The organism is Sulfuricurvum sp. (assembly GCF_028713855.1).
Classification (GTDB): Bacteria; Campylobacterota; Campylobacteria; order Campylobacterales; family Sulfurimonadaceae; genus Sulfuricurvum.
The window spans coordinates 91,625-117,632 of record NZ_JAQTNN010000001.1 but is presented as its reverse complement, the minus strand read 5'-3'; the positions used below and the strand labels follow the sequence as shown (position 1 = coordinate 117,632).

The 26,008-nt window shown below is 43.7% G+C and carries 30 protein-coding genes; 12 read left to right on the top strand and 18 right to left on the bottom strand.

Going from position 1 to position 26,008, the window contains the following annotated elements; genetic code table 11:
• Genes ftsA through PHI47_RS00630 form a run of 3 tightly spaced genes read left to right on the top strand, consistent with a single transcriptional unit; the run spans position 1 to position 2,861 of the window.
• A complete protein-coding gene (gene ftsA / locus PHI47_RS00640) occupies positions 1 to 1,410 on the top strand; it encodes a cell division protein FtsA (RefSeq protein ID WP_299932449.1) in 1,410 nt (469 codons plus the stop codon).
• Between the two features lie 18 nt (positions 1,411 to 1,428).
• Complete coding sequence (ftsZ, locus tag PHI47_RS00635) at positions 1,429 to 2,559, top strand: cell division protein FtsZ (RefSeq protein ID WP_299932447.1); 1,131 nt, start codon at positions 1,429 to 1,431, stop codon at positions 2,557 to 2,559.
• A gap of 11 nt (positions 2,560 to 2,570) precedes the next feature.
• A complete protein-coding gene (locus PHI47_RS00630; RefSeq protein WP_299932445.1) occupies positions 2,571 to 2,861 on the top strand; it encodes a J domain-containing protein in 291 nt (96 codons plus the stop codon).
• Positions 2,862 to 2,867: 6 nt separating this feature from the next.
• Here PHI47_RS00630 and PHI47_RS00625 read toward each other — a convergent pair whose 3' ends face one another.
• From PHI47_RS00625 to PHI47_RS00560, 15 genes are all read right to left on the bottom strand, one after another.
• A complete protein-coding gene (locus tag PHI47_RS00625; RefSeq protein ID WP_299932442.1) occupies positions 2,868 to 3,314 on the bottom strand; it encodes a HepT-like ribonuclease domain-containing protein in 447 nt (148 codons plus the stop codon).
• Positions 3,307 to 3,594 carry a nucleotidyltransferase domain-containing protein gene (locus PHI47_RS00620; RefSeq protein WP_299932440.1) on the bottom strand — a complete coding sequence of 96 codons (288 nt, stop codon included), beginning with the start codon at positions 3,592 to 3,594 and terminating at the stop codon, positions 3,307 to 3,309. Before PHI47_RS00620 ends, PHI47_RS00625 begins: the two co-directional genes overlap by 8 nt.
• Positions 3,595 to 3,637: 43 nt before the next feature.
• The gene (locus tag PHI47_RS00615; RefSeq protein ID WP_299932437.1) at positions 3,638 to 4,390 is read right to left on the bottom strand and encodes an ABC transporter ATP-binding protein; all 753 of its coding nucleotides are present in this window, start codon (positions 4,388 to 4,390) and stop codon (positions 3,638 to 3,640) included.
• Positions 4,387 to 4,869, bottom strand: coding sequence for a DUF4149 domain-containing protein (locus PHI47_RS00610; RefSeq protein WP_299932434.1), 483 nt, complete (start codon positions 4,867 to 4,869; stop codon positions 4,387 to 4,389). Before PHI47_RS00610 ends, PHI47_RS00615 begins: the two co-directional genes overlap by 4 nt.
• The gene (prmC, locus tag PHI47_RS00605; protein ID WP_299932431.1) at positions 4,862 to 5,695 is read right to left on the bottom strand and encodes a peptide chain release factor N(5)-glutamine methyltransferase; all 834 of its coding nucleotides are present in this window, start codon (positions 5,693 to 5,695) and stop codon (positions 4,862 to 4,864) included. Before prmC ends, PHI47_RS00610 begins: the two co-directional genes overlap by 8 nt.
• Positions 5,680 to 6,924, bottom strand: a complete 1,245-nt coding sequence (locus tag PHI47_RS00600; RefSeq protein ID WP_299932428.1) for a M48 family metallopeptidase — start codon at positions 6,922 to 6,924, stop codon at positions 5,680 to 5,682. The genes prmC and PHI47_RS00600 overlap by 16 nt, the downstream gene beginning before the upstream one ends.
• Positions 6,925 to 6,958: 34 nt before the next feature.
• Positions 6,959 to 7,156, bottom strand: a complete 198-nt coding sequence (locus PHI47_RS00595; protein WP_299932422.1) for a hypothetical protein — start codon at positions 7,154 to 7,156, stop codon at positions 6,959 to 6,961.
• Between the two features lie 109 nt (positions 7,157 to 7,265).
• Positions 7,266 to 7,943, bottom strand: a complete 678-nt coding sequence (locus PHI47_RS00590; RefSeq protein WP_299932419.1) for an energy transducer TonB — start codon at positions 7,941 to 7,943, stop codon at positions 7,266 to 7,268.
• Positions 7,940 to 8,323, bottom strand: a complete 384-nt coding sequence (locus tag PHI47_RS00585; RefSeq protein WP_299932416.1) for a biopolymer transporter ExbD — start codon at positions 8,321 to 8,323, stop codon at positions 7,940 to 7,942. The genes PHI47_RS00590 and PHI47_RS00585 overlap by 4 nt, the downstream gene beginning before the upstream one ends.
• On the bottom strand, positions 8,310 to 8,732 hold the full coding sequence (exbB, locus tag PHI47_RS00580) for a TonB-system energizer ExbB (protein WP_299932413.1): 423 nt from the start codon (positions 8,730 to 8,732) through the stop codon (positions 8,310 to 8,312). Before exbB ends, PHI47_RS00585 begins: the two co-directional genes overlap by 14 nt.
• 25 nt (positions 8,733 to 8,757) lie before the next feature.
• Positions 8,758 to 9,441: a Fe2+-dependent dioxygenase gene (locus PHI47_RS00575; protein ID WP_299932410.1), complete on the bottom strand. Its 684-nt coding sequence runs from the start codon at positions 9,439 to 9,441 to the stop codon at positions 8,758 to 8,760.
• 81 nt (positions 9,442 to 9,522) lie between these two features.
• Positions 9,523 to 11,814, bottom strand: coding sequence for a TonB-dependent siderophore receptor (locus tag PHI47_RS00570; protein ID WP_299932408.1), 2,292 nt, complete (start codon positions 11,812 to 11,814; stop codon positions 9,523 to 9,525).
• 233 nt (positions 11,815 to 12,047) lie between these two features.
• Positions 12,048 to 14,075, bottom strand: a complete 2,028-nt coding sequence (locus PHI47_RS00565; RefSeq protein WP_299932406.1) for a TonB-dependent receptor — start codon at positions 14,073 to 14,075, stop codon at positions 12,048 to 12,050.
• A gap of 34 nt (positions 14,076 to 14,109) precedes the next feature.
• Complete coding sequence (locus PHI47_RS14545) at positions 14,110 to 14,280, bottom strand: hemin uptake protein HemP (protein WP_366882326.1); 171 nt, start codon at positions 14,278 to 14,280, stop codon at positions 14,110 to 14,112.
• A gap of 57 nt (positions 14,281 to 14,337) precedes the next feature.
• Positions 14,338 to 15,126 carry a hypothetical protein gene (locus PHI47_RS00560; protein ID WP_299932403.1) on the bottom strand — a complete coding sequence of 263 codons (789 nt, stop codon included), beginning with the start codon at positions 15,124 to 15,126 and terminating at the stop codon, positions 14,338 to 14,340.
• A 149-nt stretch (positions 15,127 to 15,275) separates the two neighbouring features.
• Between PHI47_RS00560 and PHI47_RS00555 the strand changes: the two genes are divergently transcribed.
• Positions 15,276 to 15,923, top strand: coding sequence for a ferritin family protein (locus tag PHI47_RS00555; RefSeq protein WP_299932400.1), 648 nt, complete (start codon positions 15,276 to 15,278; stop codon positions 15,921 to 15,923).
• Positions 15,924 to 15,996: 73 nt separating this feature from the next.
• On the top strand, positions 15,997 to 16,152 hold the full coding sequence (locus PHI47_RS00550; protein ID WP_299932397.1) for a hypothetical protein: 156 nt from the start codon (positions 15,997 to 15,999) through the stop codon (positions 16,150 to 16,152).
• Positions 16,153 to 16,154: 2 nt separating this feature from the next.
• On the opposite strand, the gene PHI47_RS00545 is transcribed toward PHI47_RS00550, so the two are convergent.
• A complete protein-coding gene (locus tag PHI47_RS00545) occupies positions 16,155 to 17,039 on the bottom strand; it encodes a rhodanese-like domain-containing protein (RefSeq protein WP_299932387.1) in 885 nt (294 codons plus the stop codon).
• A 145-nt stretch (positions 17,040 to 17,184) separates the two neighbouring features.
• On the opposite strand from PHI47_RS00545, the gene PHI47_RS00540 reads away from it, so the two are divergent.
• The 5 genes from PHI47_RS00540 to PHI47_RS00520 are packed head-to-tail and all read left to right on the top strand — an operon-like array spanning position 17,185 to position 22,123.
• Positions 17,185 to 18,399 carry a TolC family protein gene (locus PHI47_RS00540; RefSeq protein WP_299932384.1) on the top strand — a complete coding sequence of 405 codons (1,215 nt, stop codon included), beginning with the start codon at positions 17,185 to 17,187 and terminating at the stop codon, positions 18,397 to 18,399.
• A complete protein-coding gene (locus PHI47_RS00535; RefSeq protein ID WP_299932382.1) occupies positions 18,396 to 19,619 on the top strand; it encodes an efflux RND transporter periplasmic adaptor subunit in 1,224 nt (407 codons plus the stop codon). The genes PHI47_RS00540 and PHI47_RS00535 overlap by 4 nt, the downstream gene beginning before the upstream one ends.
• 2 nt (positions 19,620 to 19,621) lie before the next feature.
• Positions 19,622 to 20,320, top strand: a complete 699-nt coding sequence (locus PHI47_RS00530; protein ID WP_299932379.1) for an ABC transporter ATP-binding protein — start codon at positions 19,622 to 19,624, stop codon at positions 20,318 to 20,320.
• Positions 20,317 to 21,525, top strand: coding sequence for an ABC transporter permease (locus PHI47_RS00525; RefSeq protein WP_299932376.1), 1,209 nt, complete (start codon positions 20,317 to 20,319; stop codon positions 21,523 to 21,525). The genes PHI47_RS00530 and PHI47_RS00525 overlap by 4 nt, the downstream gene beginning before the upstream one ends.
• Positions 21,526 to 21,565: 40 nt before the next feature.
• A complete protein-coding gene (locus PHI47_RS00520) occupies positions 21,566 to 22,123 on the top strand; it encodes a hydrogenase-4 component G (RefSeq protein WP_299932373.1) in 558 nt (185 codons plus the stop codon).
• Positions 22,124 to 22,125: 2 nt separating this feature from the next.
• Here PHI47_RS00520 and mscL read toward each other — a convergent pair whose 3' ends face one another.
• Complete coding sequence (mscL, locus tag PHI47_RS00515) at positions 22,126 to 22,563, bottom strand: large conductance mechanosensitive channel protein MscL (RefSeq protein WP_299932370.1); 438 nt, start codon at positions 22,561 to 22,563, stop codon at positions 22,126 to 22,128.
• Positions 22,564 to 22,624: 61 nt separating this feature from the next.
• Positions 22,625 to 22,918 (bottom strand): glycine zipper domain-containing protein, encoded by a 294-nt coding sequence (locus tag PHI47_RS00510; RefSeq protein ID WP_299932367.1) that lies wholly within the window; start codon positions 22,916 to 22,918, stop codon positions 22,625 to 22,627.
• 167 nt (positions 22,919 to 23,085) lie between these two features.
• On the opposite strand from PHI47_RS00510, the gene PHI47_RS00505 reads away from it, so the two are divergent.
• Positions 23,086 to 24,363 carry an MFS transporter gene (locus PHI47_RS00505; RefSeq protein ID WP_299932364.1) on the top strand — a complete coding sequence of 426 codons (1,278 nt, stop codon included), beginning with the start codon at positions 23,086 to 23,088 and terminating at the stop codon, positions 24,361 to 24,363.
• Positions 24,364 to 26,001: a bifunctional protein-serine/threonine kinase/phosphatase gene (locus PHI47_RS00500; protein ID WP_299932361.1), complete on the top strand. Its 1,638-nt coding sequence runs from the start codon at positions 24,364 to 24,366 to the stop codon at positions 25,999 to 26,001.
• The last annotated feature ends 7 nt before the right edge of the window (positions 26,002 to 26,008 follow it).

Below are 26,008 nucleotides of genomic sequence, written 5' to 3'. Positions count from 1 at the left end.
TTGAAACGAACCGTTTTAGCCATTGATATCGGCTCAACAAAAGTTTGTGCGCTCATTGCGGAAATCGATGATGATAATGTTGCACAAATCATCGGAGCCGGTATTGCAAAAGCACAAGGTCTTCGTAAAGGGAGCATTACAAACATCGAGCTTGCATCCAAATCGATCAAGAGCGCGTTGAATGATGCGAAACGAGTTGCAGGAACCGAGCTTCGAAGCGCCGTTGTAACCATTTCCGGTGCTTACACAAAAAGTCTCAATTCCAGCGGTATCGTCAATATCCCGAACAAAGAGATCACACTCAACGAGATTCAACGTGTTATGCACACATCTCTTTATAATGCAAACATCCCTAATGAATTTGAAGTGTTACACGCCCTCCCGTATAACTTCAAAGTCGATGATCAAGATTTCATCGAAGATCCTCTTGGGATGAATGCCGCGCGTCTTGAAGTTGAAACGCATATCATTACCACTCAAAAATCCAATCTTAACAATCTGCGTAAAGCGGTCAAGGCTGCCGGCGTCGATGTCGAGAGTGTTGTGCTTAGCGGTTATGCATCTGCTATCGCTGTTCTCAACAACGATGAAAAAGAACTCGGTGCCGCCGTTGTCGATATGGGCGGTAATACGAGCAACATCGTTATCCATGCCGGTCATGCAATCCGTTATAACGACTTTTTGGGTGTTGGTTCGAACCATATTACAAACGACTTGTCAATGGCACTGCACACCCCTCTTCATACGGCAGACAACGTAAAAATCAGCTACGGCTCACTGTATGCGCCTAGTAATGATTTGATTGAACTCCCGGTTATCGGTGATGAAACGTCAACCCATGAAGTCTCTCTTGAAGTAGTACATAACGTTATCTACGCACGGGTTGAAGAAACACTGATGATTATCGCTCAATCAATTGAAAAAAGCGGTCTCAAAGATCATATGGGAGCCGGAGTTGTTCTCACCGGTGGATTTACCAAAATCGAAGGGCTCCGTGAACTTGCCGTCGCTATTTTAGACAACATGCCGGTTCGTCTTGCAAAACCGACCGATGTCGGAGGACTTTTTGATACCCTTAGAGACCCTGCCTATTCAGGAGCGGTCGGCCTGGTTAAATATATGGCCGGAAATTATACGCCATATGAGATAGACGTCAATCGACGTATGCGCCATGCCGGCGAAGAGCCTACAGCAGCTCATGTTCAGTATCCAATCCACGAAGAGGCGCCACGATTCGAGCCTTCTACTTCTTCTATTCCACCAGCGGCAGCGGCAACACCGCCACCGTTGAAGGAAGAGAAAAAAGCGGAAGCTCAAAAAATGGTTAATATCGGGTCTAATAAACCTGCTCAAACCGATCAACCAAACCCAATTTCCAAGTTTTGGAATTGGGCAACTCAACTATTTTAATCACGTCAAGGAGCAAGCATGGAACCATTTTCAATTGAAGAATCAACAACTCTCACAGGAGCACGTATCGTAGCAGTCGGTGTCGGCGGCGGCGGTGGAAATATGATCGGCTATATGCTGAAAGAGGCTATTCCGGGTATTGAACTGATTATCGCGAATACTGATGCTCAGGTTTTGGAACAAGGCAGTGCGGCAACTAAAATCCAATTGGGTGCTAAACTCACCAAAGGATTGGGTGCGGGGATGAAACCCGAAGTGGGTAAAGAATCGGCGTTAGAGAGCTACGAAGATTTGGCACATGCATTATCAGGTGCGGATATCGTATTCGTTGCAGCCGGTCTTGGTGGCGGTACCGGTACGGGTGCTGCTCCGATCATTGCTAAAATCGCTAAAGAAATCGGTGCTTTGACAATTGCAGTGGTAACCAAACCGTTCTCATTCGAAGGTAAAAAGCGTCTTAAGCTTGCTGAAGAAGGTCTTCAAGAGCTTAAAAATGAATCCGATTGTATTGTTGTTATCCCAAATGACAAACTTCTCTCTATCATCGATCCGAAACTCGGAATCAAAGAGAGCTTTAAAATCGTTGACAGCGTTCTTGCACGTGCCGTTAGCGGTACGTCAGGTGTTATCCTTGCAAGCGGTGACAATGACATCAACCTTGACTTTGCCGACCTCAAAACCGTTATGAGCCACCGTGGATTGGCACTCATGGGTGTGGGTGAATACCAAGGGGACAATGCCGCATACGAAGCGATCAAAAATGCTATCGAATCTCCGTTGCTTGACAATATGTCAGTTAACGGCGCTCTCGGTGTATTGGTACACTTCAGTATGCACCCTGAGTTCCCGTTTATGGAGCTTAGTGAAGCGATGAATGTCGTACATACAAGTGTTGATGAGTCTGCTGATGTTATCTTCGGTACAACTACCGATGACTCACTTCCAAAAGATTTCATCCGTATCACTCTTGTAGCTACCGGTTTTGAGAAAAAAGCGGCGATGGGAATCAATAACCACGAATTTGAAAACAAAGAGGTTCTTGCCGCTATTAAACCTCGCGTCGTTGTACGCCCTGCAATGGTAGCCAATGGCGATTACAGTGAAGATTTCTTGGATGTTCCGACGTTTATGCGTCAACAAAAAGATTAATTCACCTCTCCATGCTCTCTTTTGACACATTAGTGAAGGCCAAAACGCTCCTTGGCCTCCACGACAAAGCTACCCTCTCCGATATCAAATCCCGTTACAAATCTATGATGCAGCAATGGCATCCCGACAAGCATCCCGACGATCCCGATACTGCGCATGCTATGAGCACCCAAATCAATGAAGCCTATGCCCTATTGCTCGAATACTGTTCCAACTATGAATATAATCTCGAAGAAAGCTTTTTAAAAGAGCAGACCCTTACACCGCAAGAGTGGTGGGCTAAGAAGTTTGGAGGGAGATAAAATCTTCTATTTTTTAATTTCTACAATTCTCAATAAATTTTCTAATAATGCAACTGTTTTCGTACTGTATTTAAAATCTTCAAGATTACTTTTTATAACGTCATCCAAAATTTCTTTATCGCTATTTTCAAATAACTTGGTAATTTCATTTCCAAATTTATCCAAATAAATCGTTATCACTTCCCAAATCTCATCACTATCTATTCCAAAATATTCATGCGCTATAACGTTACGAAAATCGACAACAATCTGCCACTCATTATCTAAAAGATTTCCACGGATCAGATGCTTTGTTGCTTCACCGATAATTTCCAATTCTCGCATCGTCGCATCAAAACTTTTTTCATCGTGCATAAAATCTTGAGAATGATTAAATTCAGAGGTGTAGCGTTTGACTTTCTCAATAGCGATCAAAATATCAACGATAAAAAACTCTACGACTCTTTTAGACATAAATTATATCTTTTGAGACTTCTTTAGCTATAAAACTACGCAATGTGCTCATATAACCCACATCAGATGATCGGTTTAAATCCGACTCTACCTGTTTTTTAAATGCAATACGTCTCTCTAAACTCTTAGGATTCATTTCAATAACCAAATCTATATCACTGTATTGCGTTGCTTGATCACGCGCAAAACTGCCAAAAAGTCCTATTTTATTGATGCCAAAGTCTTTTTGAAATTTTTCTTTGTGTGATGATAAATAGTTCAAAACATCCTGTTTTGTCATATATCCTCTTTTAGATCATAATATGTCATTGTATCAAATTATTCTAATGAAACGCTATCGGTCCTTCGGAACGTGCATGGATAAACTGTTGAACAACTGCATTCGTTGAGTTCTGAAACGATTCTTTGTCCCCTGCTTCGACAATGACGCCATCAAATAACATCGCGTAATTATCTCCTGCTTTGAAACTCTCGGCAATGTCATGGCTGATTAGGACTGAAGTCATACCGATCTCATCACGCAAACGACAAATCATCTGGGTTATAAAATCACTTGTAACCGGGTCAAGACCCGAAGTAGGTTCATCGTATAAAATAACCTCCGGTTCTAATGCGAGTGTGCGGGCAAGCCCTACCCGTTTACGCATTCCGCCGCTGAGTTCTTCAGGGTAAAGGGATTTGACGATTTTGGGATCAAGCCCAACCATAGTGAGTTTTTCATCGATTTTGTAGACTAACTCTTTTGGAGTCAATTTTTGGTGTTCGAGCATAGGAAAGGCAACGTTTTCACTAATGTTCATACTGTCAAATAAGGCACCGCTTTGAAATAAGAATCCGATCTTTTTACGAATCTCCCGCAATGTTGTCTCATCAACATTATCAATCCGTGCTCCGTTATAACTAATCGTACCGCTATCGGGTTTTAGCAAACCGACCATATGTTTTATAATCGTCGATTTTCCCCCTCCAGATACTCCAAAAATTACCGTTGTTTTACCTTTCTCAATCTCAAGGTTTACCCCTTTGAGAATCTCCCGCTTGCCGAAGCGTTTGGTCACATTTTCAAAACGGATCATTTTTTGGCCACCATTACATACGCTCGACGCATAAATAAAATTAAGAGGCTCACCAGAAGAATTTTAAAATCGATTTCACTTGCTTTGTGCAACGCTTCAAAAGAGTTTTGCATCATTACCGCTTCGCCTTGCGTTTGATATTCCAAAATTTTTGGAGTATATACGGCACTAAACAAAAGCAGTGTTCCGATCGATCCTAATGCGCTTAAAATCGATATTTTATCTATCTGCATCACTTTGTATCGGGAGACTTCATAAATCGCAATAACGGCTGTCATAAAATAGGCCCAGTACGTGAACCGGCGAAAAATCTCACCCATGATTTTTCCCTCTTCGTATCGAGAAAGAAGCGGCAGTGTCAAATACATCTCGGAGTGAAAAACGACTGCGGCGACAAATACACCCAAGATGAAAACTGCTCCGGCCGTCATACCGACCAATAAGAGATACGTACTGTCAATAAGTGCTTTTTTATTCATGAATTGCCTTTAATACAAATCCTCGGTCAAACGAGGCTAAATCTTTGTAAAATTCCAACGATTGTACCGAAAATGGTTTTAGATATTCCTGCACTTTTATCCGTTGATCATATCCCATCTCACACACAAATAGTGGGATATGGCGAACATACACTTCATCCATCAAACGACGAATGATCTCATCCCCAATTTCTCCTCCGAAAAGAGCATTTTGCGGCTCATACGAGAGGTTCGATTCCAGTGGTGCATCCTGCGCAATGTAGGGAGGGTTAGAGACAAGCAAATCAATTTTTTCGCTAACACAGGAGAGTAAATCCCCCTCACGCAGTTCGATTCGATCACTGAGTCCAAACAGTTCGATATTACGGCGTGCTACCGCTAACGCTCTCGGAGAGATATCTACGGCGATAAAACGGGCGTTAGGGAGATGAAGAGCTAACATAATAGAGATAATACCGCTCCCAACCCCTACTTCGACAACTGTTATCGCTTCATCCGCTGCAGTACACGCCAACACTTCATCAATCAGGTGCTCTGTTTCGGGACGTGGAATTAATGCACCTTCATCAATATAGAACTCTCTGGAGTAGAAACTGACACGGTTAGTAAGATATTCGAGAGGAACATTACAGCTTCGTTTCTCTATCCACTCTAAAAGCTCAGGGGAATTCTCATCAATCATCTCATCTTGATGGGTAATGAAATAGAGCTGATCTTTACCCAAATATGCCATTAACATGAGTTCCGCTTCACGTCGCGGAGATTCGACAACCCCATTAAGAGTTTGGGTAATCTCTTCGTGAAGTTCTTTTAATCTTTTGGACATGGATCGGGATATCCTTCATCAACCGTTGCATGGATATCATACCCCAAAGCCCGAAGCCGATCAACTACCGGGGGATGAGTCGTATGGAAAAAACGGTAAAGAGGATGAGAAAGGGGAAAACTTTTATTCTCAGCAACCAGTTTTTTAAGCGCATTGACGAGATACTCCGCACCGCCGAGTTCCGCACCGGTACGATCGGCTTCATACTCGTTATGACGGCTCATCATCCCCATCAGCGGCATCATAATAAAACTAACAACCGGAAGAAGGAGAATAAAAAGCATCATCACGATCTGCGGAGATTGTGCCACGCCGAGTTCCATATAAAGAGTTTCCGGAAGATTGCCAAACAACGCAAACATCCCAAAAAGCATAACCCCCACCATCGCGATATTTTTGTACAAATCACCGTGGGCAAAGTGCCCAAGCTCATGCCCCAATACCGCTATCAGTTCGGTCGGAGAGAGTTTTTCAATCAATGTATCAAACAAAACGACCCGTTTCGTTTTCCCTAGTCCGCCGAAATAGGCATTTAATCGCGCATCACGTTTGCTGGCATCACTCACAAACACACCGCTGCTCACAAACCCCGTTTTAGCCATCAGCTCTTCGATCTTTTCGCGTAATTCACCGTTCTCTAACGGAGTCACTTTATCAAAGAAAAGGGCCCGAATCGTCGGGAAAAACATATTGATGGCGATCACTACGGCAAAGATAAAGGCAAAACTCCATAACCACCACAATGCACTCGACGTAATAATCATTGAAACAATCCACACCATCAAACTTCCGATTACAATCGTCAAAACCGTTCCGATAAGGGTGTCTTTGATAAATTGCGCACTCGTAGAGCGGTTAAAACCGTATTGTGCATCAATTTTGAATTTAGTGATCCATCCGAAAGGGAGCTGAACCAGTGAATTAATCATGATCATTCCGATCACCGCAATGATCGTATGAAGCGCTGCATTCTCTATCGCTAACGCACTATCCAACCATGCCATCATCCCGCCCATCCAGACTAAGAAAAGGAGAAATTCGACAAAAGTTTCTACAATACCGAGTTTCTCTTTGGCAACGGCATAATTTGCAGCATCACGGTACTCTACTTCACCCATCAGTACAGCGCCTTTGCGTTTAACCTGATTGATATAACCGATCTGCATGACACTTACATACACTCTGATGAAAATATAAAGGGTATAGATACCGATAATGGTTGCGATCATAAACTTCCTTGGTAAAAAAAACGTGATTTTACCATTATTTTACGGGAACTTTACCGATAGTCTCCTGCACGGGAATAGAATCGTTTACACTGCCGTAATAGCTTTTGGCCACAAGGAGAATAACTCCGATCATCAATCCTACGAGGATAACGGTCCATACAACCCGTTTTTTAGAACCCTTTAAAGTATTGTAGTCATCAATCGATTCGAGGGTAGGCTCATTGTCTTTCATAGGTATCTCCTTATAAATGATATTAAAAGAATCTTAACCATCTTAACCTACAAATGGTTAACGATTTATCCCTAAATTGACAGCTTAAGTTTGATTATTTTTACGCTAACTAAGCACGAACTTTCAGCGCATAGTTTAATGGGACGGTAATTCTTACTGCTTTTGGAGGTTTTGGAAAATATTCTGCTGTTTTTTGGATCAATCTTAATGCATCTTCGTCTAATAATTCATATCCTGAGCTGCCTACAATTTTGATATCTTCCACTTCTCCGTTTTGTTTTAGTCGAAACGTTACTTTCACAGCTCCTTCTTGCTTTAAACGGACGGCTTGTGAAGGATATTTACGATATTTCACCAAAACATCGCGAATCGTTGAGAGATGATCCTCTAAATACTGCTCATCTATGTCAATGCTAGGAGTGACTGGTGCTGGTTTGATCATAGAAATAATTTTTGGCTCATTTTGCGTCACTTGTGTTATAGCAACTGGTTGAGGAGGTACAACAACCTCTTTTTGAACTATCGGCTCAGGTTTTTCATCTACAATGGGTTCAGGTGTCACAGAGGGGGTGATATTGTTCTGTGCAAGCTGATTTTTTTGCGGCTGTGATACCGTTTGTTTCACGACGGGTTGTACCTCGCTAGAGGGCGAAGGCTCACTAAGAGAAAGTTCTAAAACAACCTCCGCTTCTTTTTCCTCCAGGGGGAGAGTTGAAAGAGCAACGGCACCTGTAATAATACCTGCATGTAAAAATAAGGAGAGGAGAAAAGAGCGTTTCGTTTTCATGATTCCCTCTTCGTAATAATCGAAATTTTTTCGATGTGTTGAAGTTTCAATTGATCCAGAATAAAAATAAAATCATTAAAAAATGCTTTTTTATCCCCTAAAACACTGACCCTCGAATCACTGCCCAGAGTCGCAATAGCTTGTGTTACCTCACGTTGGCTCATCTCTTTACCATTGTAAAACATACTCCCGTTTTCATTGATTGCGATTTCAATTTTCTGCGGTGGAGTCTCCTTCGCACTCGCTGCTTTCGGTAAATCAAGTTTTATGGCACCCGATGCTACAAACGTAGAAATCGTTAAAACGATTGCCAAAAGGACCAAAACAACATCAATCAGAGGAACAACATTGATCCCCTCTACTCTTTTAAGCGCGCGCATCTTCCCACGCTCCCATCAGTAAATCAACTTTACGCAAACATGCACTGTAAATCATCATCGACGGAATCGCGACTAACAGTCCTAATGCCGTTGCTTTGAGTGCTAAAGAGAGACCGATGACTACCTGTGAGGGCTCCATCCCACCACCCTGACCTATCTCATAAAAAACGACCATGATCCCAGCAACCGTGCCCAGAAGCCCAACATAAGGAGCATTTGAGCCGATTACAGAGATAGATGTGAGATTTTTGGTCAACTCTCCCTCTGCTTCATTTTTCGTTTTATATTCAGCTATATCAATAGAACGGTAATAAAAAAATCGTTCAAACCCATACGCAAACGCGATAACACTCATCAAACCTAAAATTCCCAATGTCGCATAATCGACCACTAATTTTAACTCTTCCATTTTTATCTCCTTTTTTTTCTATTGTTTAGGTATCGGCCCACGTACGAAGCAGATTATGATAGATACTGGTCAGTTTTACTGTATCTTGATCATCCCCTAGCCGCTCACGAAACGCCATGATCGACATATCCAAATCAAACAGCAATCGCCTGCGATCCGTTTCGCGAATCATGCTCTCCAACCACGTAAAACACGAAATACGTGCTCCGCGTGTCACCGGTTCAACCCGATGGACGCTCGATGAGGGGTAGAGAACCAAATCTCCAGCAGGGAGTTTGACCACTTGAGACCCAAACGTATCTTCGATTACCAATTCTCCCCCATCGTATTCCTCAGGATCGGAAAAAAAGAGGGTAAAAGAGAGATCGCTCCGCACCCTCTTCCCACCGCCACGCATAGTGCGTACTGCATTGTCTACATGGTTTCCGAACGTGTTAAACTCACCCGTATAACAGTTAAATAACGGTGGAAAAATCTTTTTTGGCAATGCCGCCGTAAAAAACAGCGCGTTATTGCTCAGTGCGTCCAAGACGATTTTTTGCAACGCAATTGCTCTTTCGGATTCTTCGGGGAGCTGTAAATTATTTTTAGCTTTCGCCGCCTGTGTACCGCTGGTAACATTACCGTCTACCCATGTAGAGGATGTTAGTATTTCACGGCATTGTGCTACTTGTTCTTGAGTAAGAACATTGGGTATATGGAGTAACATTTATTTTCCTTTGCCTAAGTTTTGAAGTGAAAAAATCGCTATCTTCTCAATCCAAAACTCCCGCTGGGGGAGTAATATCTTTTAAAAGAATTTATAATCCAGTGTCACTTGTGCCGTACGTCCCGTTCCCGGTACTGCGAAACCGCCATTGATATATACGGATTCATAATACGTTGTATCTAAGAGATTTTTCACATTCAGTTGCACTGCATAGTTTTTTTGGATATACGCGATCATCGCATCGTATCGGATATAACTCACAGCTGTATTTGGGTTAAACACATTCGATGCACTCTCATTGGCATAGCTGTAAACTGCACGATCCCCTTTTCCTTCTAAACCGGCACCAATTTTCCAGCCAAGCGGTAACGTATACGTTGTCCAAAGATTAAAGGTATAATCCGTAGAGTTCGGCGGTTTTTGACCGATGTACATATCATCTTTACCCGGAGTAACTTCGTCTACTTCAGGATCCATCAGAGCAATTCCACCGAAAATATCCCAGTTATCAGATAGGCGTCCTGCCACTTCAACCTCTATCCCATCGGTATGACGCTCTTTCGATAAAATCGGGTTACTTGAGGCGCTGGCGACGTCAGTATTGCGTTCCCACTCTTTGATCGTACGATAAATCGCTGTACGCAATGAAAGATCACCTTCAAAAAGCTCGAATTTAGCTCCTAATTCATAGGTTTCACTGCGTTCAGGATCATACGCATTTGAAAAGGAGTACAGATCCCCTGTCGTATTAAACGAGTTATTCCATGCGAAATAATAGTGCTGTTGCTTGTTCGGTTGATACGATAATCCGGCACGGTAACTCATCTCGTTAAAATGCAACTCACCGTTTTGAACCATATCTGCTCCGGTGTAATAGTCCATATTTAGCCAGTCTTTTCTAAAACCAGCCATCACTTTCCAGTTCGGTACCACTTCAACAATATCCTGAGCATAGACTGCCCATGTACGCCCTTTGTATCCGCCGCTGATGTTACGCTCTTTATTTCCGTAAATTGCCTTATACGCATCCGGCAAAGTTGAGCCTGATTCCGCTGTAGTTGGCATTTGTGCTGCCCATGCACCTGTTGCGCTGGTACGTGAATAGATTATTCCATTGCTTGCCACATATCGACCGGTAGCGCTATCGGGTAATCCATTGGCAGGACCATTAGCATCGGTAATATTTGGATAATACGAGGACAATCCATCATGTCCCCAACGTACTTGCTCTTCTTTCAAAAATTCTGTCCCGACAAGGGCTTCATGTTTAAATCCTAGGGCTTCAAATTTGGTCGTAAAATCATTTTGCCATGTATCGGTTTTCTCTTTAGCACCGTTTCCTTTGGTTCCACGGGTAATCTCATTATCTGCTCCGCTGGTTGTATCGTATCCGCCCGGTGCCGTTGCCCAGTTATCACGTAGATAGTCAGCATGTCGAATTACGGTACGCAGCTGGGTATCTTTGGAAAATTTATGTGTATAGCTCGCAGTGGTTATATTGACGCGATTATCTTCATAATCATCTGTAAATCCATAATAGACTTCATTGCCTACGTCTGCCGGACGCTGTGTCGCTCTATCAAACGGAACACCGTAATCAGGTGTAATATGGGTTTTCATATACATATGGGATAGACTAAACTCGTTATCGGTATTGAGACCAAAGGTAATCGTCGGAGCGATACCTGTCGTTTCATTATAGACATCATTACGAGTACTCCCCGAGTCCATTCCCATCGCATTAAGTCTTAACGCCGTCGTATCATTTATCATCACATTAATGTCTGTCGACGCACGTTTATAATCCTCCGTGCCGGCAGTGATTGATAGTTTTCCAAAATTTTCTGCTTCGGCATCTTTACTAACTTGGTTAATAACACCACCTGCTTGACCTCGGCCAAACAGCATCGCCGCGCCACCACGCAGTACATCAACCGATTCGAGGTTAAACGTATCACGATTGTACTGAGCAACATCACGAATCCCGTCGAGATATAAATCACCAAAGGTATAAAACCCTCGCAAATTCATATTGTCCCCGATACGACCACCTTCTGCAGCATTGAAAGTAAGACCGGAGACGTTACTAAGAGCTTCTTTGAGGGTAAATTCTGATTTATCGTGCAGTAACTCTTTCGTTACTACCGTGATCGCTTGAGGGACATCATGTGCTAATTGACCGGTTTTAGCCGTTTTAGAGACTCCCGGTTGATAGCGAGGAAGTTCTACCTCTATCGTATCTTGAATATCGATCGCTTTGATCGTAGCATTGGAATCACTGTTAGATGCCAACAACGAGCTCGCACTCATACTAAGCAACATCGCTCCGATAGGGAGCATTTGTGTATTTAAAAAACGGTTGTGATAGGCCATAGGCACTCCTTAAGTTATGGAAGTGGCTGGCTACAAGCTTGAAAGGAGAATTAAAAGCGTTTGCTGGCTAAATAGGTTATGGAAAAAGTTAATGATAATAACTTTCAATTGCAGAACTTTAACCAATATAGCTTTTTTTGTCAATATCGATAAGCATTATTAATTAAATCAATCGTAAACGTTAAGACTCCATTAATGAGAGTAGAAGATGTTCCAAAAAGGAGAAGGGGCGCTTACCAGCGCCCCTCTAGAGTAACGAGGAAATGGAATCGGGAGTTTTCATTGTCGATCTGGGTTTCACTTAGAACGCCTCCGCTATAGCGTTTAGAGGTGGTAGTGATACTCTCTTGGGTAATATTTTTGAGGTTTAGCCCCAGCTTATAGGTCGGACTCAACCGTTTGGTCGCATACAAATCGAGGGTTCCGTACCCCGCTTGCGATTCAGACACACCGTTCTCATCGATAGGGTCATCGTATCCGCTGACATAGCGATACGCCGCGCCGTAGGTGATACGATACTCTTTGAGGGTGTGATCGATCCCGACATTGTAGAGATAATCGTTGGTTCCTTTGATAGTACGCTTCACCCCATTACTAACCAGGGATGAGTCTTGTAACGTCGCATTTCCAAAAATTCCCAAACCACTCACATAACGATCAAGCGATTTTTTGAGTTCCAATTCCAAACTCCACAGTTTCCCCTCTCCCGAGTTATAAGGACGTTGTACGTATCGCCCCGATTCAAAGGTGGTCATTTTTTCAATCTTGTCGCTGATATTGCGATAAAATCCGCCGATACTCACGATCCCTTTATCGTCAAAAAAGTGTTCATAACGCACCTCGTAACTGAGGGCTTTTTCCTCTTTGAGATTTGCATTTCCGGTGACATCGGGGTGATTTAGATCATTTTGATCCAGTGAACTGTCTATGGAAGCGGAAAGTTCACTCAAACGGGGCAATTTCACCGTTTTGGCAACGCTTGCACGAAGGTTATCGTTCTCACTCAGTTTGTAAAGGGCATGAAGCGAAGGGGCAACATAACCGACATTGACCGTCTGATCAAAATGCCGAACCGATCGCTCAAAACGAATCCCTGGAGTGATAACCATTTTTTCACCGACACTGATTTCATCTTGAACATACCATGCACCTTTGTCTTCACGAAGACGCTGATGATCGTTCGAGCTCACTATACCGCTCGTATAGTTGACAACATCATCGCGCTGATGCAGTTGCTTGATCTCAGCCCCTGTTTTGATAAAATGCTCATCTAACGCCAGTGAGTAACTTCCCTCTGCGCCAAGCACCCGAAATGAGCCTTCATCATTCTGCTCACGCAGTATTGTCCCGTTATCACTGCGGGTTATCCCGTCTGAATCGTTTTCATGATATTTGAGTTTCCACTCAACGAGCTCGGTTCCCGAGAGATTATGTGTACCCGATAACTTGCTCCAAACCATTAAAGCATCTCCGTCATCACTTTGGTGAATAACTTCATTGACACCGCCGTATCGGTTTTTGAGACTGTTTTTATGGTAGTCACTTCGATTGAGAGCGCCGTCAAACATATATTTATCGCTCGATGAGGGGGTATAGATGAGTTTACCATTCAAACTGAGGGATCGGAAGCGTCCGTCGGTATCGGTATTTTCATCATAGGTATTGGTATGGATTGAGGTGGTATCGTCTTGCGAATTATCCGCGAGAGTCGTATTAAAAAGGTAAGAGAGTTTCCCGTTCTTCCCCTCTTGCTGTGCAAACAGTGAGCTCATCGGCTCACCTGCATAGGCTCCTGCAGTGAGTTTAGCCATTGTTTTGGTTTCCGAAGAGGGGGTTTTAAGGACGATGTTGACAATTCCCCCCATTGATTCGGCGGTATATTCGGCTGAACCGTTGGTCATAACTTCCACACGTTCAATCATCTCGGGGCTGATCTGCTCCAGCGGATTACCCCGTTTTGTCGAAGATACCTCTTCTCCGTCGATCAACACTTTCGTGTACCCCTTACCGGGAGAACCTTTTTTTCCCTTGCCATCGCTGATCGTCACGCCCGGTGTACGTTTAAGTATCTCCAAAGCATTCATATCACCGTATTGAGTCAGTTCTTCACCTTTGATAATACGTTTAGCTATGGAATTGTCTTTACGCTCTTCGATGACGCTATAGCTCTCTTCGACTGCGATTTTATCGAGTTGAATAATCTCCTGTGCACATGCAAGAGAAAAGGTACAGGTAAAAAGTATCAGGGGACGATAAAACACAATATTCCTTGGAGAGTCGGTGCAAATGCACCGATTATTTGGTGAGAATAAGCTTATTGCCTTTGGTAATTCTCAAGGTATAGATTTCATTGCCATGAACGATACGTATCGAATTATCATTTTTAAACAGCACTTTAGCGTCTATAACCGTGACATTATACTCAGTTGAAGATGACGAAACAATTACTTGTTCTTCTTTTAACACGCTCGTCCGCTCCGTATGAGACGATGTATTTTAAGATTACCGACCGGCTTGTTCACATTATTGGATTCCATGTTTTACCTTTGTGCAGAATGTAAATGAATAGGGAATAATTTTGATCGGATTTTCATCTGAATTTTTAATAAGGATATGACGTGTAAAGTCATCCATTTTGGGGTAGATGAGATAATACGAATCAATTGCATCACGGTTTAGTTCATCAAAAGCCGTCTCAATATGATTGCGACGTAGAGCCAAAGAATCAGAATTCATCCGTTTCCATCTAGGATGCAGACGTGTAATCTGTCCACCCGAAGAGATATGAATAAAACTATTCTCACGCGTAATCACAGCACCGTCTTGTGGTTTGATCCGTTTAAAGACCGTTTGGGTAAAGAGTTCGTCCAAATCAAGCATCATCTCGATTTTCCCATTCTGCATCATTAATGCAGCCAATGCTGTTGCAGGATGATCGAATCCGGAGGTTGAATACAAAATCCCTTTGTAGCCCCGTGAAGAAAGATAATCCCCCAGAGGAGTATCGATGCGATAGAGAAACCGGTTGATCACACCGCTCTCATGAATAAGAATCCTCATAATCGGTTGAGAAATCTCAGGACCCAAGCGATGCATCGGTAAAAATGACATCACTTTCTCACGCAATAATGTATAAACATCTTGCTTCACTTTTTTACAATGACTTACGTTCATCTGAGCCTTTTGAGGCAACATCGTATTAAGCATTGAAAAAAACATCTTTCGTCGATCACTTAGAGAATGGATATGGTAACTGTGAGGCAATATCTCTTTTGTACGATGATTCGTGAGGGTAAATCCGATCTTTCGCATGCCGAAACTCCTTTTATTGATAATTAGTATCATAATATCAAAAAGGGATATGGCTTGTCAATAGTGATAAGCATTATTATTTAAATAGTTGCTTCTATTTTTAATTCTTCTGCTATCATTTGCTCATGTACGAAGTAAGAGGAGTCACCATGCGCCAATATGAAACCTACCACTGTAACACCTGTGGAAACGAAGTCGAAGTTCAAAATGTCGGAGGGGGGACCCTCGTCTGCTGCGGCAATGAGATGGAGATGATTACGGAAAGTCTCACCGCAGTGAATCTGATGAAAGCGTTCGGCGGAGAGAGTATGGCACGCAACAAATACGAGTTGTTTGCCGATATTGCCCATGATGAGGGGTGGCATGCTATAGAGCGCCATTTCCGTGAAGCGGCATTTAACGAGATGTATCATGCCCGTGCGCAGTACAAAGCATATCATAAACTCATACACGGCTGCGAAGTGGATACAACGGCTGCAAATCTCGACAGCGCGATGGGTGGAGAAAACTATGAGCACACCTTCATGTATCCGGGATTTTCGGAGATTGCAAAAGCCGAAGGGCATAACGATCTCGCACGGCTGTTTACTGCCATCGGCAAAGTCGAAGTCGAACACGAACGCGAATATGCCGCGCTCAAAGAGGCACTCATCGCCGATGGATTCTTTGCCAGTGATGAAGATGAAATTTGGGTCTGCGAAGTGTGCGGACATATCCACCGAGGGAAAAAACCGCCGGTTGCGTGTCCATTGTGCAAAGTAGGACGTGAATATTTTAAACGAGAGTGTTTAAACTGATTCCGTTCACCATGAGCTTGTCGAAGGGTATTCTTGTTTCGACAAGCTCACCACGAATGAGTAGGAGCTTATAATGAAAACACTATGCAAACTCACAAAAAACGAATTGACTACCGATTTCAAAAAAATCATCAAGATTGTCAAAAAGCCAAAATTTATCTGTGAGAAATGCGCGCGGGTTGCTAAAGATAAAGAATATCTCTGCAACCCGACGGCGTTAAAGAAGTAAAATTATTTTTTAAACATCTCATAACGGTACTGTACCATAGGGGTATCCTCGCGGTTTCCCCACTCTTTCATCGACGCATCATAGAGTCGAACGTTTTTATAGCCAAGAACGCCGCTAAGGACGAAATAGTTAAACGATGTCTCTAACCCCCCTGTGCAATAGACAAGTACCTCTTTGTTTTTATCCAGATCGTATCCCTCTTTAAATACCGATTCCAACATCATTTTAGGTTTGAGCCTATACTCTTTGTCCACCGAATAGTTCCATGAGTAACTCATCCCCCCTTTGATATGTCCGTTACGTTGTACCGTAGGTGTCGGCGTGACACCCAGATACATATCACTCGGACGGGCATCGATCATCGGAAGTTTGCCGAGGTGGTTTTTGACGTAGGTGATATCGGCGATTTTCGATTGATCCACTGAGGCTTTAAACGCGGTCGGTTTGATAGAGGGTTCTGCTTGGGTTAAGTCTAATTTACTATTTTTCCATGCGTTAAGTCCACCGTCTAAAAGTGCAACATTTTTAATCCCGTGATAGTTAAGTGCCCAATAGATATAACTGGTTTTAAGAACATCTTTGGGTTCATTGATCGGAGCATACAATACCACATCAGCGTTTGTATCAATCCCCAGAGCGCCAATCTCTTTTTCAATTTCTCCTTCCGGACGGACAGAGAGAAAGGTACCGTTATCAAAGCGCCATTTACCGATAGCCGTATGGGCAGCTCCCGGAATATGTTCCAAAGCGTACATATCTCCGTCTGAGACTTCAACAATTCGTAAATTGGTATCATTTTTATGTTCATTCAGCCACTGCACGGTAACAATCGGCTCAATCGCCAAAAGCGTTGCGGCAGCACTGATCAAGGCAACAATAATTTTCATACTTGTCCTTTTAAAAAATTTTATCAATCATAAAAGTTTTATACTTAAAGGATAATTTTTTTCCTTTATTAACTATTTTTTATCCGTTTATATTTCATTGATACGATTTACTTTTTTGTTACCGAAAAAGGAATACTATGATGGCATGGAAAAACGATACTTAACGATACTCCCTTTTCTTATCACTGCCAACCTCTTGGGGGAGGAAGATTTCCTCCTTTCACCGGAGAAGCAGCATTACTATGAACAACAACAGCAGCAAATCGGTGCCGGATATGAAAAGCTCTATTATGACTGGCTCTCTCCGATCAATCTAAAAGGATCTGATACCTACGAAAAATCGGCTTCATTGGGTATGCATGATAGCCGTCAAAGTCTCAGTGCCGGTATTGCACAGGATATTTTCAGATCGGGCGGTATCATGTATTCGATCGGATATGCCGATGCCAAAAAAAATGCCGATACTATTGGGATGCAAAAAGAGATTGCAGGAATTCGTCAAGAGTTGGCCGTTGCGGTTTTAACCTATCAAAAAAACATTCTGCTGCTGGAGCAAAGCGAACTCAAACTCAAAAATGCCCAAATCGAAATTTTTCTAAAACGCAAGCAATATGAAGCGGGTGATATCGATATCACGTTGCTCAATAATGCATTGATGAATCAAAGCAGTGAACTTAAAAACAATACATCAATTCGCTTTACCCTCGCCCAACAACGTCTCGAAGCCTCCAAACTAAGCAATCAACCCATCGAATCAATTCAACTCCCAACATTTACACTGAGCAAAAAAGAGAACTTTTTAGACGAGGAATGGGATATCCGTTATGCGTATGCCCAAAGCCAAAGCAGTGCACAGCAATACGGTCAGATTAAAAGTTCCTATCTCCCCAAACTCACTCTGATCGCGGATGCCGGACATCAGCGTTATAATGCACAAGAACTCTCTTCTGCCGATTATCACGGTAATTTTTACGATTTTGGGTTACAACTTTCGATGCCGCTGACCTATAATGCCTCTGCCGCTACCCAAGAAGCCCAAAGCATTTACTTGAAACAACAAGCGCTCGTCGCCGATACGAAAAGACAAATGGAAGGGATCTATGAACAGTCGGTTGCCAAGATTGAGAGTTATACGCGTGTTATTTCTATTACGCATGACAATCTCAAATTTTACGATGAATTAATCAATGCTACCCAAGCCGCTGTCAAGGCCGGATACAAAGCCGGGTACGATCTGCAAACATTGAAAAACACCAAATCAATCGAAGAACTTGAAATTAAAATCAATGAAGTCAATATCCAAACCGAACTATCATCATTGCACTATAAAATGCGACAATCACAGGAGAATCCGTTATGAAATCCAATCCGACCGCTATTGAAAAAACCCTCGGAATAGGTGAAAACACCACTCCAAAACGGTGGAAAAAAATTTCATTAGCCCTTTTGCTCCTTCTTATTATTATAGCTGTCGTGGTAATCGGTATGAAGCGTAATGCCAAAAATGACGTTACCTACACGACTGTCGCACTCAAAGTTCAAGACCTCACAACAACGGTTTCGGCAACCGGCAATTTAGAACCTACCAATACCGTTGATGTCGGGATCGAAGTTTCCGGTACGATCAGTGAAGTTTTGGTCGATTATAACGATCGCGTCCATATCAATCAACCCATGGCACGGCTCGATACCACCAAACTAAGTGCCGTCGTTACCAGTTCCAAAGCCAATTGGATGAAATCAAAAGCCAATGAAGAGAGTGCAAAAGCCGGATTGGACAATGCTAATATTGAAAACGATCGTGCATTGACTATGTACGCATCCACACAAGGAAATTACCCATCACGAAAAGAGATGCAATCATCTGTTACGGCTGTTGCACAGGCAAAAGCATCCCTTGCCGCCGCAAGAGCGCAAGTGGATCAATCGTTTGCACAACTTAAAACCGATGAAGAAAACCTCAAAAAAGCTCTGGTCGTCTCCCCGATCGAGGGGATCGTCTTAGCCCGAAAAGTCGAACCGGGACAAACCGTTGTTGCCGCGATGCAAACACCTGTCTTGTTTACACTGGCGGAAGATTTGACAAAAATGAAAGCGATCGTCAGTGTCGATGAAGCGGATATCGGCGGTGTGAAAGAAAATCAAAGCGTAAAATTCAGTGTCGATGCGTATCAGAATCGCGAGTTTGAAGGAAAAATTACGCAACTGCGGTTAAACTCCGAAGTCGTGAACGGTGTCGTAAGTTATGAAGCGGTCGTCGAAGTAGAAAATAATGATCTGCTCTTACGCCCCGGTATGACGGCAAATGCTTCTATTATTACCGGTACCCAAAAGCATGTCACAGTAGTACCGAATGCCGCATTGCGTTTTATCCCTCCTGTCTCTAAAAACGGCGATGACAATGATAAGAAAAAACACGCAACCGATGAAAACAATAAAGGGGATCATGTCTGGATTTTGAAAAAAGGGGTACCGACACAGGTCAAAGTTCAGATCGGACAAACAGACGGCATTTCAACAATCTTATTGGATTCACCGCTCAAAATCGGCGATCTTCTGATCACCGGAATCGAAGAGTAGCCATGAAGGATATAGACTCTTGCGTAATCGAGTTTAAAGAGGTCAAAAAATATTACGGTTCAGGAGAGGCCACAGCATACGCCTTGCGAGGGGTAGATTTTACAATCCGTCAAGGTGAATTCGTTGCCATTATGGGACCCAGCGGCTCCGGTAAATCGACCGCCATGAATATCGTTGGGTGTCTGGATACCCCAAGCGAAGGAAAATACCTATTTGAAGGGATCGATGTCGGAATGCTCAGCCGAGATCAGCTAGCTTTACTCCGGCGCAACTACATCGGATTCATCTTTCAAGGCTTCAATTTGCTGGGGAAAACCTCTGCGGTTGAAAATGTTGAACTTCCCCTCCTCTATCGCGGTATTCCCGCTAATGAACGTCGAAGAATGGCGATGGACGCTCTCCGCAACGTCGGACTCGAATATGTCGCGCATCACACTCCCGCCGAACTCTCCGGCGGTCAACAGCAGCGGGTCGCCATCGCAAGAGCGATTGTGACAAATCCGCTCATCTTGCTTGCCGATGAACCTACGGGAAATCTCGATACCGCTAAAAGCATTGAAGTTATGGAGTTGCTGCAATCATTTAACCGTGATAAAGGAATTACCATCATTATGGTCACGCACGAAGTCGATATGGCGGCATATGCCTCCCGTACGATCCACTTTCGCGACGGGTTGCTCGATACCAAAGGTATATCATGATTTGGAATGCTTTTCTCTTGGCATTACGCGAAATCCGACGCAGTGCAATGCGCTCTATTCTCACAACATTGGGAATTGTGATTGGTGTCGCATCCGTCATCGCTATGGTGATGCTCGGAGATGCAACGACTGCTTATGTCACTAATAGTATCTCCAAACTCGGCAGTAACATGCTCATTATCCGTCCGGGACAAGATCGGCACGGTCCCGGCGGAGACAACACGGCTAAACGGTTTACCCATGATGACATTATTGCTATCCGTCGTGAAATTGGTGGACTAAAAGGGGTCGCACCTGCCGCGTCAAAAGGGATGCAGGCGGTTTATGGCAACCAGAATTATTCCACCTCCATCGATGGAAGCGATAATGATTATTTCACCGTTAAAGATTGGCAATTTGATGAAGGCCGCCCCTTTACTCAAGCAGAGCTAAAGGGGGGGAAATCGGTATGTATCATCGGTGAAACAGTACACAAAGAGCTTTTCGGCGACCAAGACCCTCTCGATGCATCCATTCGGTTGGAAAATTTTTCCTGCCAAGTGATCGGAGTGCTTCATCCCAAAGGAGCATCTATGTTCGGTATGGATCAAGATGATATTATCGTCGTTCCTCTGCGTATGTTCCAACGCCGCATCAGTGGCAACCAAGACATTTCCATCATCATGCTCTCAGCTAAAAATGCCTCAGGAATCGAAAATATAAAATCGGCTGTCACATCGCTTATGCGGGAGCGGCGTCATATTCATACGGGAGATGAAGATGATTTCAATGTCCGAGATTTGCGTGAAGTGGTTCAAACTCTCTCCTCAACAACGAAAATGCTTACCCTCTTATTGGGTGCGGTTGCAGCGATTAGTCTCTTAGTCGGAGGGATCGGTATTATGAATATCATGCTGGTTTCCGTCACAGAACGAACACGTGAAATCGGTATTCGTCTCGCCATCGGCGCGCTCGAACGGGAAGTATTGCTTCAGTTCTTGGTTGAAGCAGTAGTTCTATCATCCCTGGGAGGTATTATCGGTATGGCTTTGGGCATCGGGGTCGGTGTAGGGATCAATCTCTTTTTTGATCTCCCATTTGTATTTAATTCGACAATAGTAGTCATCGCATTTTTATTTTCGACACTTGTTGGGATCGTATTCGGATACTTTCCTGCACGAAAAGCGGCCCGTCTTAACCCGATCGATGCTTTACGGTATGAGTGATTTTGACGATATTACCATCTACAGTTAAAAAGGAGTTCTTATGCAGGTTAATAGTTCAACAGCCGTTAATACCTATCTCCAAAATACGATGAGCGAAACAGATACAAAAACGCTCAAAGAAAAAATCCAAAGTGGTGAGGTATCAGCGAAAGCCATCTCACAAGCCTATCTTGTCGAATACAGTTTGAAAGTACAGAGCTATTCTTCTGACAATATCAAAGCTCAAAACGCAACACTCGATCTGACAAAAATTCGTGATATTTTAAAAGATGTCGATTTCAATGCGATCGGATACAGCGGCAAACCGATCACGGATCTGACCCCGGATGAGGCCAAAGCCTTAGTGAGTGAGGAAGGCTATTTCGGTGTACCCCAAACCTCGGCACGATTATCGGATTTTGTATTAAACGCAGGAGGCGACGATCTCGAAAAACTCAGAGCAGGTCGAGAAGGTATTATTCGCGGTTTTACAGAAGCAGAAAAGTTATGGGGAGGCAAACTCCCCGATATCTCCTACGAGACACTCGATAAAGCATTAGCAAAAATCGATGAAAAAATCACTGCCTTAGGCGGAAACGTACTCGATACAAAAGCGTAATTTTATTGCGCTGTATGACAGTGCGGACATGTTTTTGCCGCCAACGGAATCTCCATAGCACATTCAGGACATACTTTGGTTGTCACAACGGCTGGTTCGGCTTCAGGTTCGGCAGATTTGAGCTTATTATAGGCTTTTACCATCATAAACATTACAAATCCCAAAATGGTAAACGAAATCGCATCATTTACAAAAAGGCCGAGTTTGATGGCCGGAGCGCCAGCCGCATCCAAAGCTGCCAATGAAACGTATTCTTTTCCGTCCAGTGCGATAAACAGCGATGAAAAGTCAACACCGCCCATCAATAATCCGATCGGAGGCATAATGATATTGGCAACCAATGATTTTATAACGGTCGCAAACGCCGCACCGAAAATAAATCCAACTGCCATATCAACAACATTTCCTGAAATAAGAAACTTTTTAAATTCACTGAGCATAAGAGACTCCCTTACATGTAATCCTTATACTATACCGTGAAATTGTTCGTGAATCGTTGAATTAATCTCGATCATATTCATGTCTGTGTTCATGATGTCTATGATGTCTTCGATGATCATACCGACTCTCTACGCGTGCAGGCTCTCTCCTGCTACCGATTGCTGCACCGAGGGCACCGCCCAATCCTCCGCCGATGATTGCTCCGTCTCTACCGCCTGCTGAAGATCCTACAGCCGAACCGACACCGGCACCCACCATACTGCCTAGTACGGCATTACCATCGATTTGTCCTGCGTTCGCTCCCATTGTAATAAAAAGTACTGAAATAAAAGATATCACTGTTTTATTTGTCATATTGGCATCCTTTTGCTTTTCAGAATTTTATCTTTAGAAGTATTAACGTATAAACAACAGTGACACTAATTTTTTGATTGATTATTTTTTAACCATCATACTGATTACTTAGTATTTTAAAACTGCTACAATTATCAAGATAAAAAAATCCTAAATAGGAGTATAGAGTGAAATTCGGAGATTTAAAAAAAGAGGGGCATTGGCCGTCACTGCTCGCCGCCTTCTTATATTTCGACTTTAGTTTTATGATGTGGACCATGCTGGGGCCATTAGCAACCGAGATCGCAGAAACACTCAACTCACGCGGCTTTGCCCTCAATGATGCGCAACAAGCGACCTTGTTGGCCGTTCCGGTTCTAGCTGGAGCATTGTTACGGATTGTATTGGGAGTCTTTGTCGATAAGTTCGGACCGAAGAAAACGGCGTTGGTCTCTCAGATAATCGTGATTTGCACCCTCTTTTTTGCCTATGCGAGTGCTGACTCGATCACGTATAACCAACTGTTGTGGGTAGCGCTGGGTCTTGGATTTGCAGGTGCATCGTTTGCCGTAGCCTTACCGCAAGCGGGTCAATGGTACCCTCCCCGTCTTCAAGGGACGGTTTTAGGTATTGCAGGGGCTGGAAATATCGGTGTTGTCATCGACTTTTTGTTCGCCCCTAAAATTGCAGAGATTTGGGGATGGCAATCGGTTTTTCTCGTCGGTGCCGTCCTCTCTACGATTGTATTGGTAGCGTATGTATTTTTAGCAAAAGATGCTCCCGCAAATGTCTATAAACCTAATCCGAAGAAACTGCGTGATTATATGAAACTGATGAGAGATCGTGATACCTGGTGGTTTAACCTTTTTTACGCGGTCTCATTCGGAGGGTTCATCGGATTCGCCAACTATATGAAAGTCTATTTGATGAATACCTATCAAACGGACATGTCTGCATTCGGACTGGATGTGATGAATGAAGGGAATGTCAAAGTAATCGCCGGCTATTTCGGCGCGCTTTGTATCTTTGCCGGTGCGATGCTTCGCCCTGTAGGCGGTGCTTTCGCCGATAAGATGGGTGGAATTAAATCGCTTTACATTTTTTTCGGTATGATTGTCGTTCTCTCCCTGATCAGTGCGTTTGTTGCTCTGCCGTTTTGGGCAGCGATTGTGGTGATGTTTTTGATTATGGCAAATCTCGGAATGGCAAACGGTTCGGTATTTCAGCTCGTGCCGCAGCGATTCGGTAAAGATATCGGTATTATGACGGGACTTATCGGTGCGGCAGGCGGTCTGGGCGGATCTGCGCTTATCAAAACCTTCGGATGGTCCCAGAGCACGTTTGATGGCTACGGAACCGGATTTTTGATCTTTTCAGGAATGGTGATGATCGCCATTTCAGGGATCAGCTTAGTCAAAACACGTTGGAGAACAACGTGGGGCGCAAACACCGGCGCAAGGATTTAAATGCTCGCAGTACAAGCTTCCGAATACCTTTTCCCCAAACCGCACACCACCGGAGACGATGCGTGTGCTTACACCATCATCGATAATGCTCTTTTGGTGAGTGTTTTGTGCGATGGGGTCGGAAGTGCCAAGCGGGGTGGGACTGCCGCACGCCAATGCGTCAAATTTTTTATCGATCAGTTCAAAAATCGTCCCAAAGCGTGGGATATTCCCAAAACGATGGAAGTGTTTACCCGCCACATCAACAGTCTCCTTTTCAAAGAATCAATGGCTCAATACGGCCAAATCGAACTCCTCACGACACTCTGCCTCGCCATCATCGAAGGGGAAACCCTCTATACCCTCAACCTCGGAGATTCACGCATTTATCTCCTCACCGCAGAAGGAGAGTTTCGCCGCCTCAGCAACGATCACACGATGGACGATGAATACTTATCTCATGTCTTAACGCAGGCGTGCGGACTGAGTGAAAATATTGATCCTGTTATCATGTCCACCCCTATTGCGATCGGGGATACGCTCATTCTTTGCAGTGATGGGGTTTACAATCTGCTGGATGAAAAGAGTTTTTTCGAACTGCTGAAAAAAGGGTTGGGTTCCTCCACGATTATCCAACATGCAGCCCAAACGTGTGAGCCGAGTGATCGCGATGATATGTCACTCCAGATTTTCCGCATCGAATCCCTCGATCCCCTTCATGCCATCAAAAATATCCCCCTTCCCATCCCTGAAACTCTCAGTGTCGGGGAAATTATCGACGGATACACGCTCATCAGCCCTATGATGGAACATGGCCGTATTTGGAAAGTAACCAAAGAAGAGCAAACATACGTGATGAAATTCCCCATGTCGAATGATGAAGAAGCTCTTGATGCCTTTGTCCGTGAAGCATGGGTTGCCAAACAGATCACCCACAAAGCGTTCGGTCATGCGTGGGTTCCTGAGGTGCGAAGTATGCGCTATTATCTGATGGAGCTGGTGGAGGGGGTAAATTTGCAAGAGTATCTTAAAAACCGCCCTCTTTCGGTGGACAATGCCATCGCACTGGGAAAATTCCTCCATCGTGCCGAAGCACATCTGCTGCATTTAGGTCTCGTGCACGGTGATATCAAACCTGAAAATATTCTCGTATACCAACGAGATGGTGAAGCTGGAGTCGAATTTAAAATGGTTGATTTCGGCTCTATTGTCGAGATTTTTTCGACGAATTCCCGTGCAGGAACACCAACCTACCTCGCACCTGAGCGCTTTAGCGGAAGCGTTATCAACGAATCGACTGAGATTTTCTCGATCGGGGTGACACTCTATTGGGCGCTCACGGGAGAATTCCCCTATGGAGAGATTGAACCGTTCCAGAATCCGACGTTTAAAAAAGCGAAGAATCCGATCAAACTCAACAGCAATATTCCGCTGTGGCTGGATTCCGTCATTATGCGCTCCATCGCGATCACACCGGATATGCGCTATCGTCACTATTCTGAGTTTTTTTACGAACTTAAATCACCCGAAAAAGTGAAACCTTTCTTCTGCAAAGAGACGCAGCTCATCGAACGCTCCCCTGTAACGTTTTACAAAATCGGTTTTTTTATCCTTTTGGCACTCGAAACTTTGACTTTTTGGCTTTATGTCTCAAAATAAGATAGCT

Bases quoted from the DNA above. Each gene is read 5' to 3' on its own strand.
- PHI47_RS00530 (WP_299932379.1), top strand. From the start codon at position 19,622: ATGAAGGATATAGACTCTTGCGTAATCGAGTTTAAAGAGGTCAAAAAA.
- PHI47_RS00575 (WP_299932410.1), bottom strand. From the start codon at position 9,441: ATGTTACTCCATATACCCAATGTTCTTACTCAAGAACAAGTAGCACAA.
- PHI47_RS00545 (WP_299932387.1), bottom strand. From the start codon at position 17,039: ATGAAAATTATTGTTGCCTTGATCAGTGCTGCCGCAACGCTTTTGGCG.
- PHI47_RS00510 (WP_299932367.1), bottom strand. From the start codon at position 22,918: ATGACAAATAAAACAGTGATATCTTTTATTTCAGTACTTTTTATTACA.
- PHI47_RS00560 (WP_299932403.1), bottom strand. From the start codon at position 15,126: ATGCGAAAGATCGGATTTACCCTCACGAATCATCGTACAAAAGAGATA.
- PHI47_RS00585 (WP_299932416.1), bottom strand. From the start codon at position 8,323: ATGCGCGCGCTTAAAAGAGTAGAGGGGATCAATGTTGTTCCTCTGATT.
- mscL (WP_299932370.1), bottom strand. From the start codon at position 22,563: ATGCTCAGTGAATTTAAAAAGTTTCTTATTTCAGGAAATGTTGTTGAT.
- PHI47_RS00525 (WP_299932376.1), top strand. From the start codon at position 20,317: ATGATTTGGAATGCTTTTCTCTTGGCATTACGCGAAATCCGACGCAGT.
- ftsZ (WP_299932447.1), top strand. From the start codon at position 1,429: ATGGAACCATTTTCAATTGAAGAATCAACAACTCTCACAGGAGCACGT.
- PHI47_RS00520 (WP_299932373.1), top strand. From the start codon at position 21,566: ATGCAGGTTAATAGTTCAACAGCCGTTAATACCTATCTCCAAAATACG.
- PHI47_RS00625 (WP_299932442.1), bottom strand. From the start codon at position 3,314: ATGTCTAAAAGAGTCGTAGAGTTTTTTATCGTTGATATTTTGATCGCT.
- PHI47_RS00555 (WP_299932400.1), top strand. From the start codon at position 15,276: ATGCGCCAATATGAAACCTACCACTGTAACACCTGTGGAAACGAAGTC.
- PHI47_RS00500 (WP_299932361.1), top strand. From the start codon at position 24,364: ATGCTCGCAGTACAAGCTTCCGAATACCTTTTCCCCAAACCGCACACC.
- exbB (WP_299932413.1), bottom strand. From the start codon at position 8,732: ATGGAAGAGTTAAAATTAGTGGTCGATTATGCGACATTGGGAATTTTA.
- PHI47_RS00610 (WP_299932434.1), bottom strand. From the start codon at position 4,869: ATGAATAAAAAAGCACTTATTGACAGTACGTATCTCTTATTGGTCGGT.
- PHI47_RS00590 (WP_299932419.1), bottom strand. From the start codon at position 7,943: ATGAAAACGAAACGCTCTTTTCTCCTCTCCTTATTTTTACATGCAGGT.
- PHI47_RS00550 (WP_299932397.1), top strand. From the start codon at position 15,997: ATGAAAACACTATGCAAACTCACAAAAAACGAATTGACTACCGATTTC.
- PHI47_RS00620 (WP_299932440.1), bottom strand. From the start codon at position 3,594: ATGACAAAACAGGATGTTTTGAACTATTTATCATCACACAAAGAAAAA.
- PHI47_RS00540 (WP_299932384.1), top strand. From the start codon at position 17,185: ATGGAAAAACGATACTTAACGATACTCCCTTTTCTTATCACTGCCAAC.
- prmC (WP_299932431.1), bottom strand. From the start codon at position 5,695: ATGTCCAAAAGATTAAAAGAACTTCACGAAGAGATTACCCAAACTCTT.
- PHI47_RS00535 (WP_299932382.1), top strand. From the start codon at position 18,396: ATGAAATCCAATCCGACCGCTATTGAAAAAACCCTCGGAATAGGTGAA.
- PHI47_RS00570 (WP_299932408.1), bottom strand. From the start codon at position 11,814: ATGGCCTATCACAACCGTTTTTTAAATACACAAATGCTCCCTATCGGA.
- PHI47_RS00615 (WP_299932437.1), bottom strand. From the start codon at position 4,390: ATGATCCGTTTTGAAAATGTGACCAAACGCTTCGGCAAGCGGGAGATT.
- PHI47_RS00630 (WP_299932445.1), top strand. From the start codon at position 2,571: ATGCTCTCTTTTGACACATTAGTGAAGGCCAAAACGCTCCTTGGCCTC.
- PHI47_RS00600 (WP_299932428.1), bottom strand. From the start codon at position 6,924: ATGATCGCAACCATTATCGGTATCTATACCCTTTATATTTTCATCAGA.
- PHI47_RS00595 (WP_299932422.1), bottom strand. From the start codon at position 7,156: ATGAAAGACAATGAGCCTACCCTCGAATCGATTGATGACTACAATACT.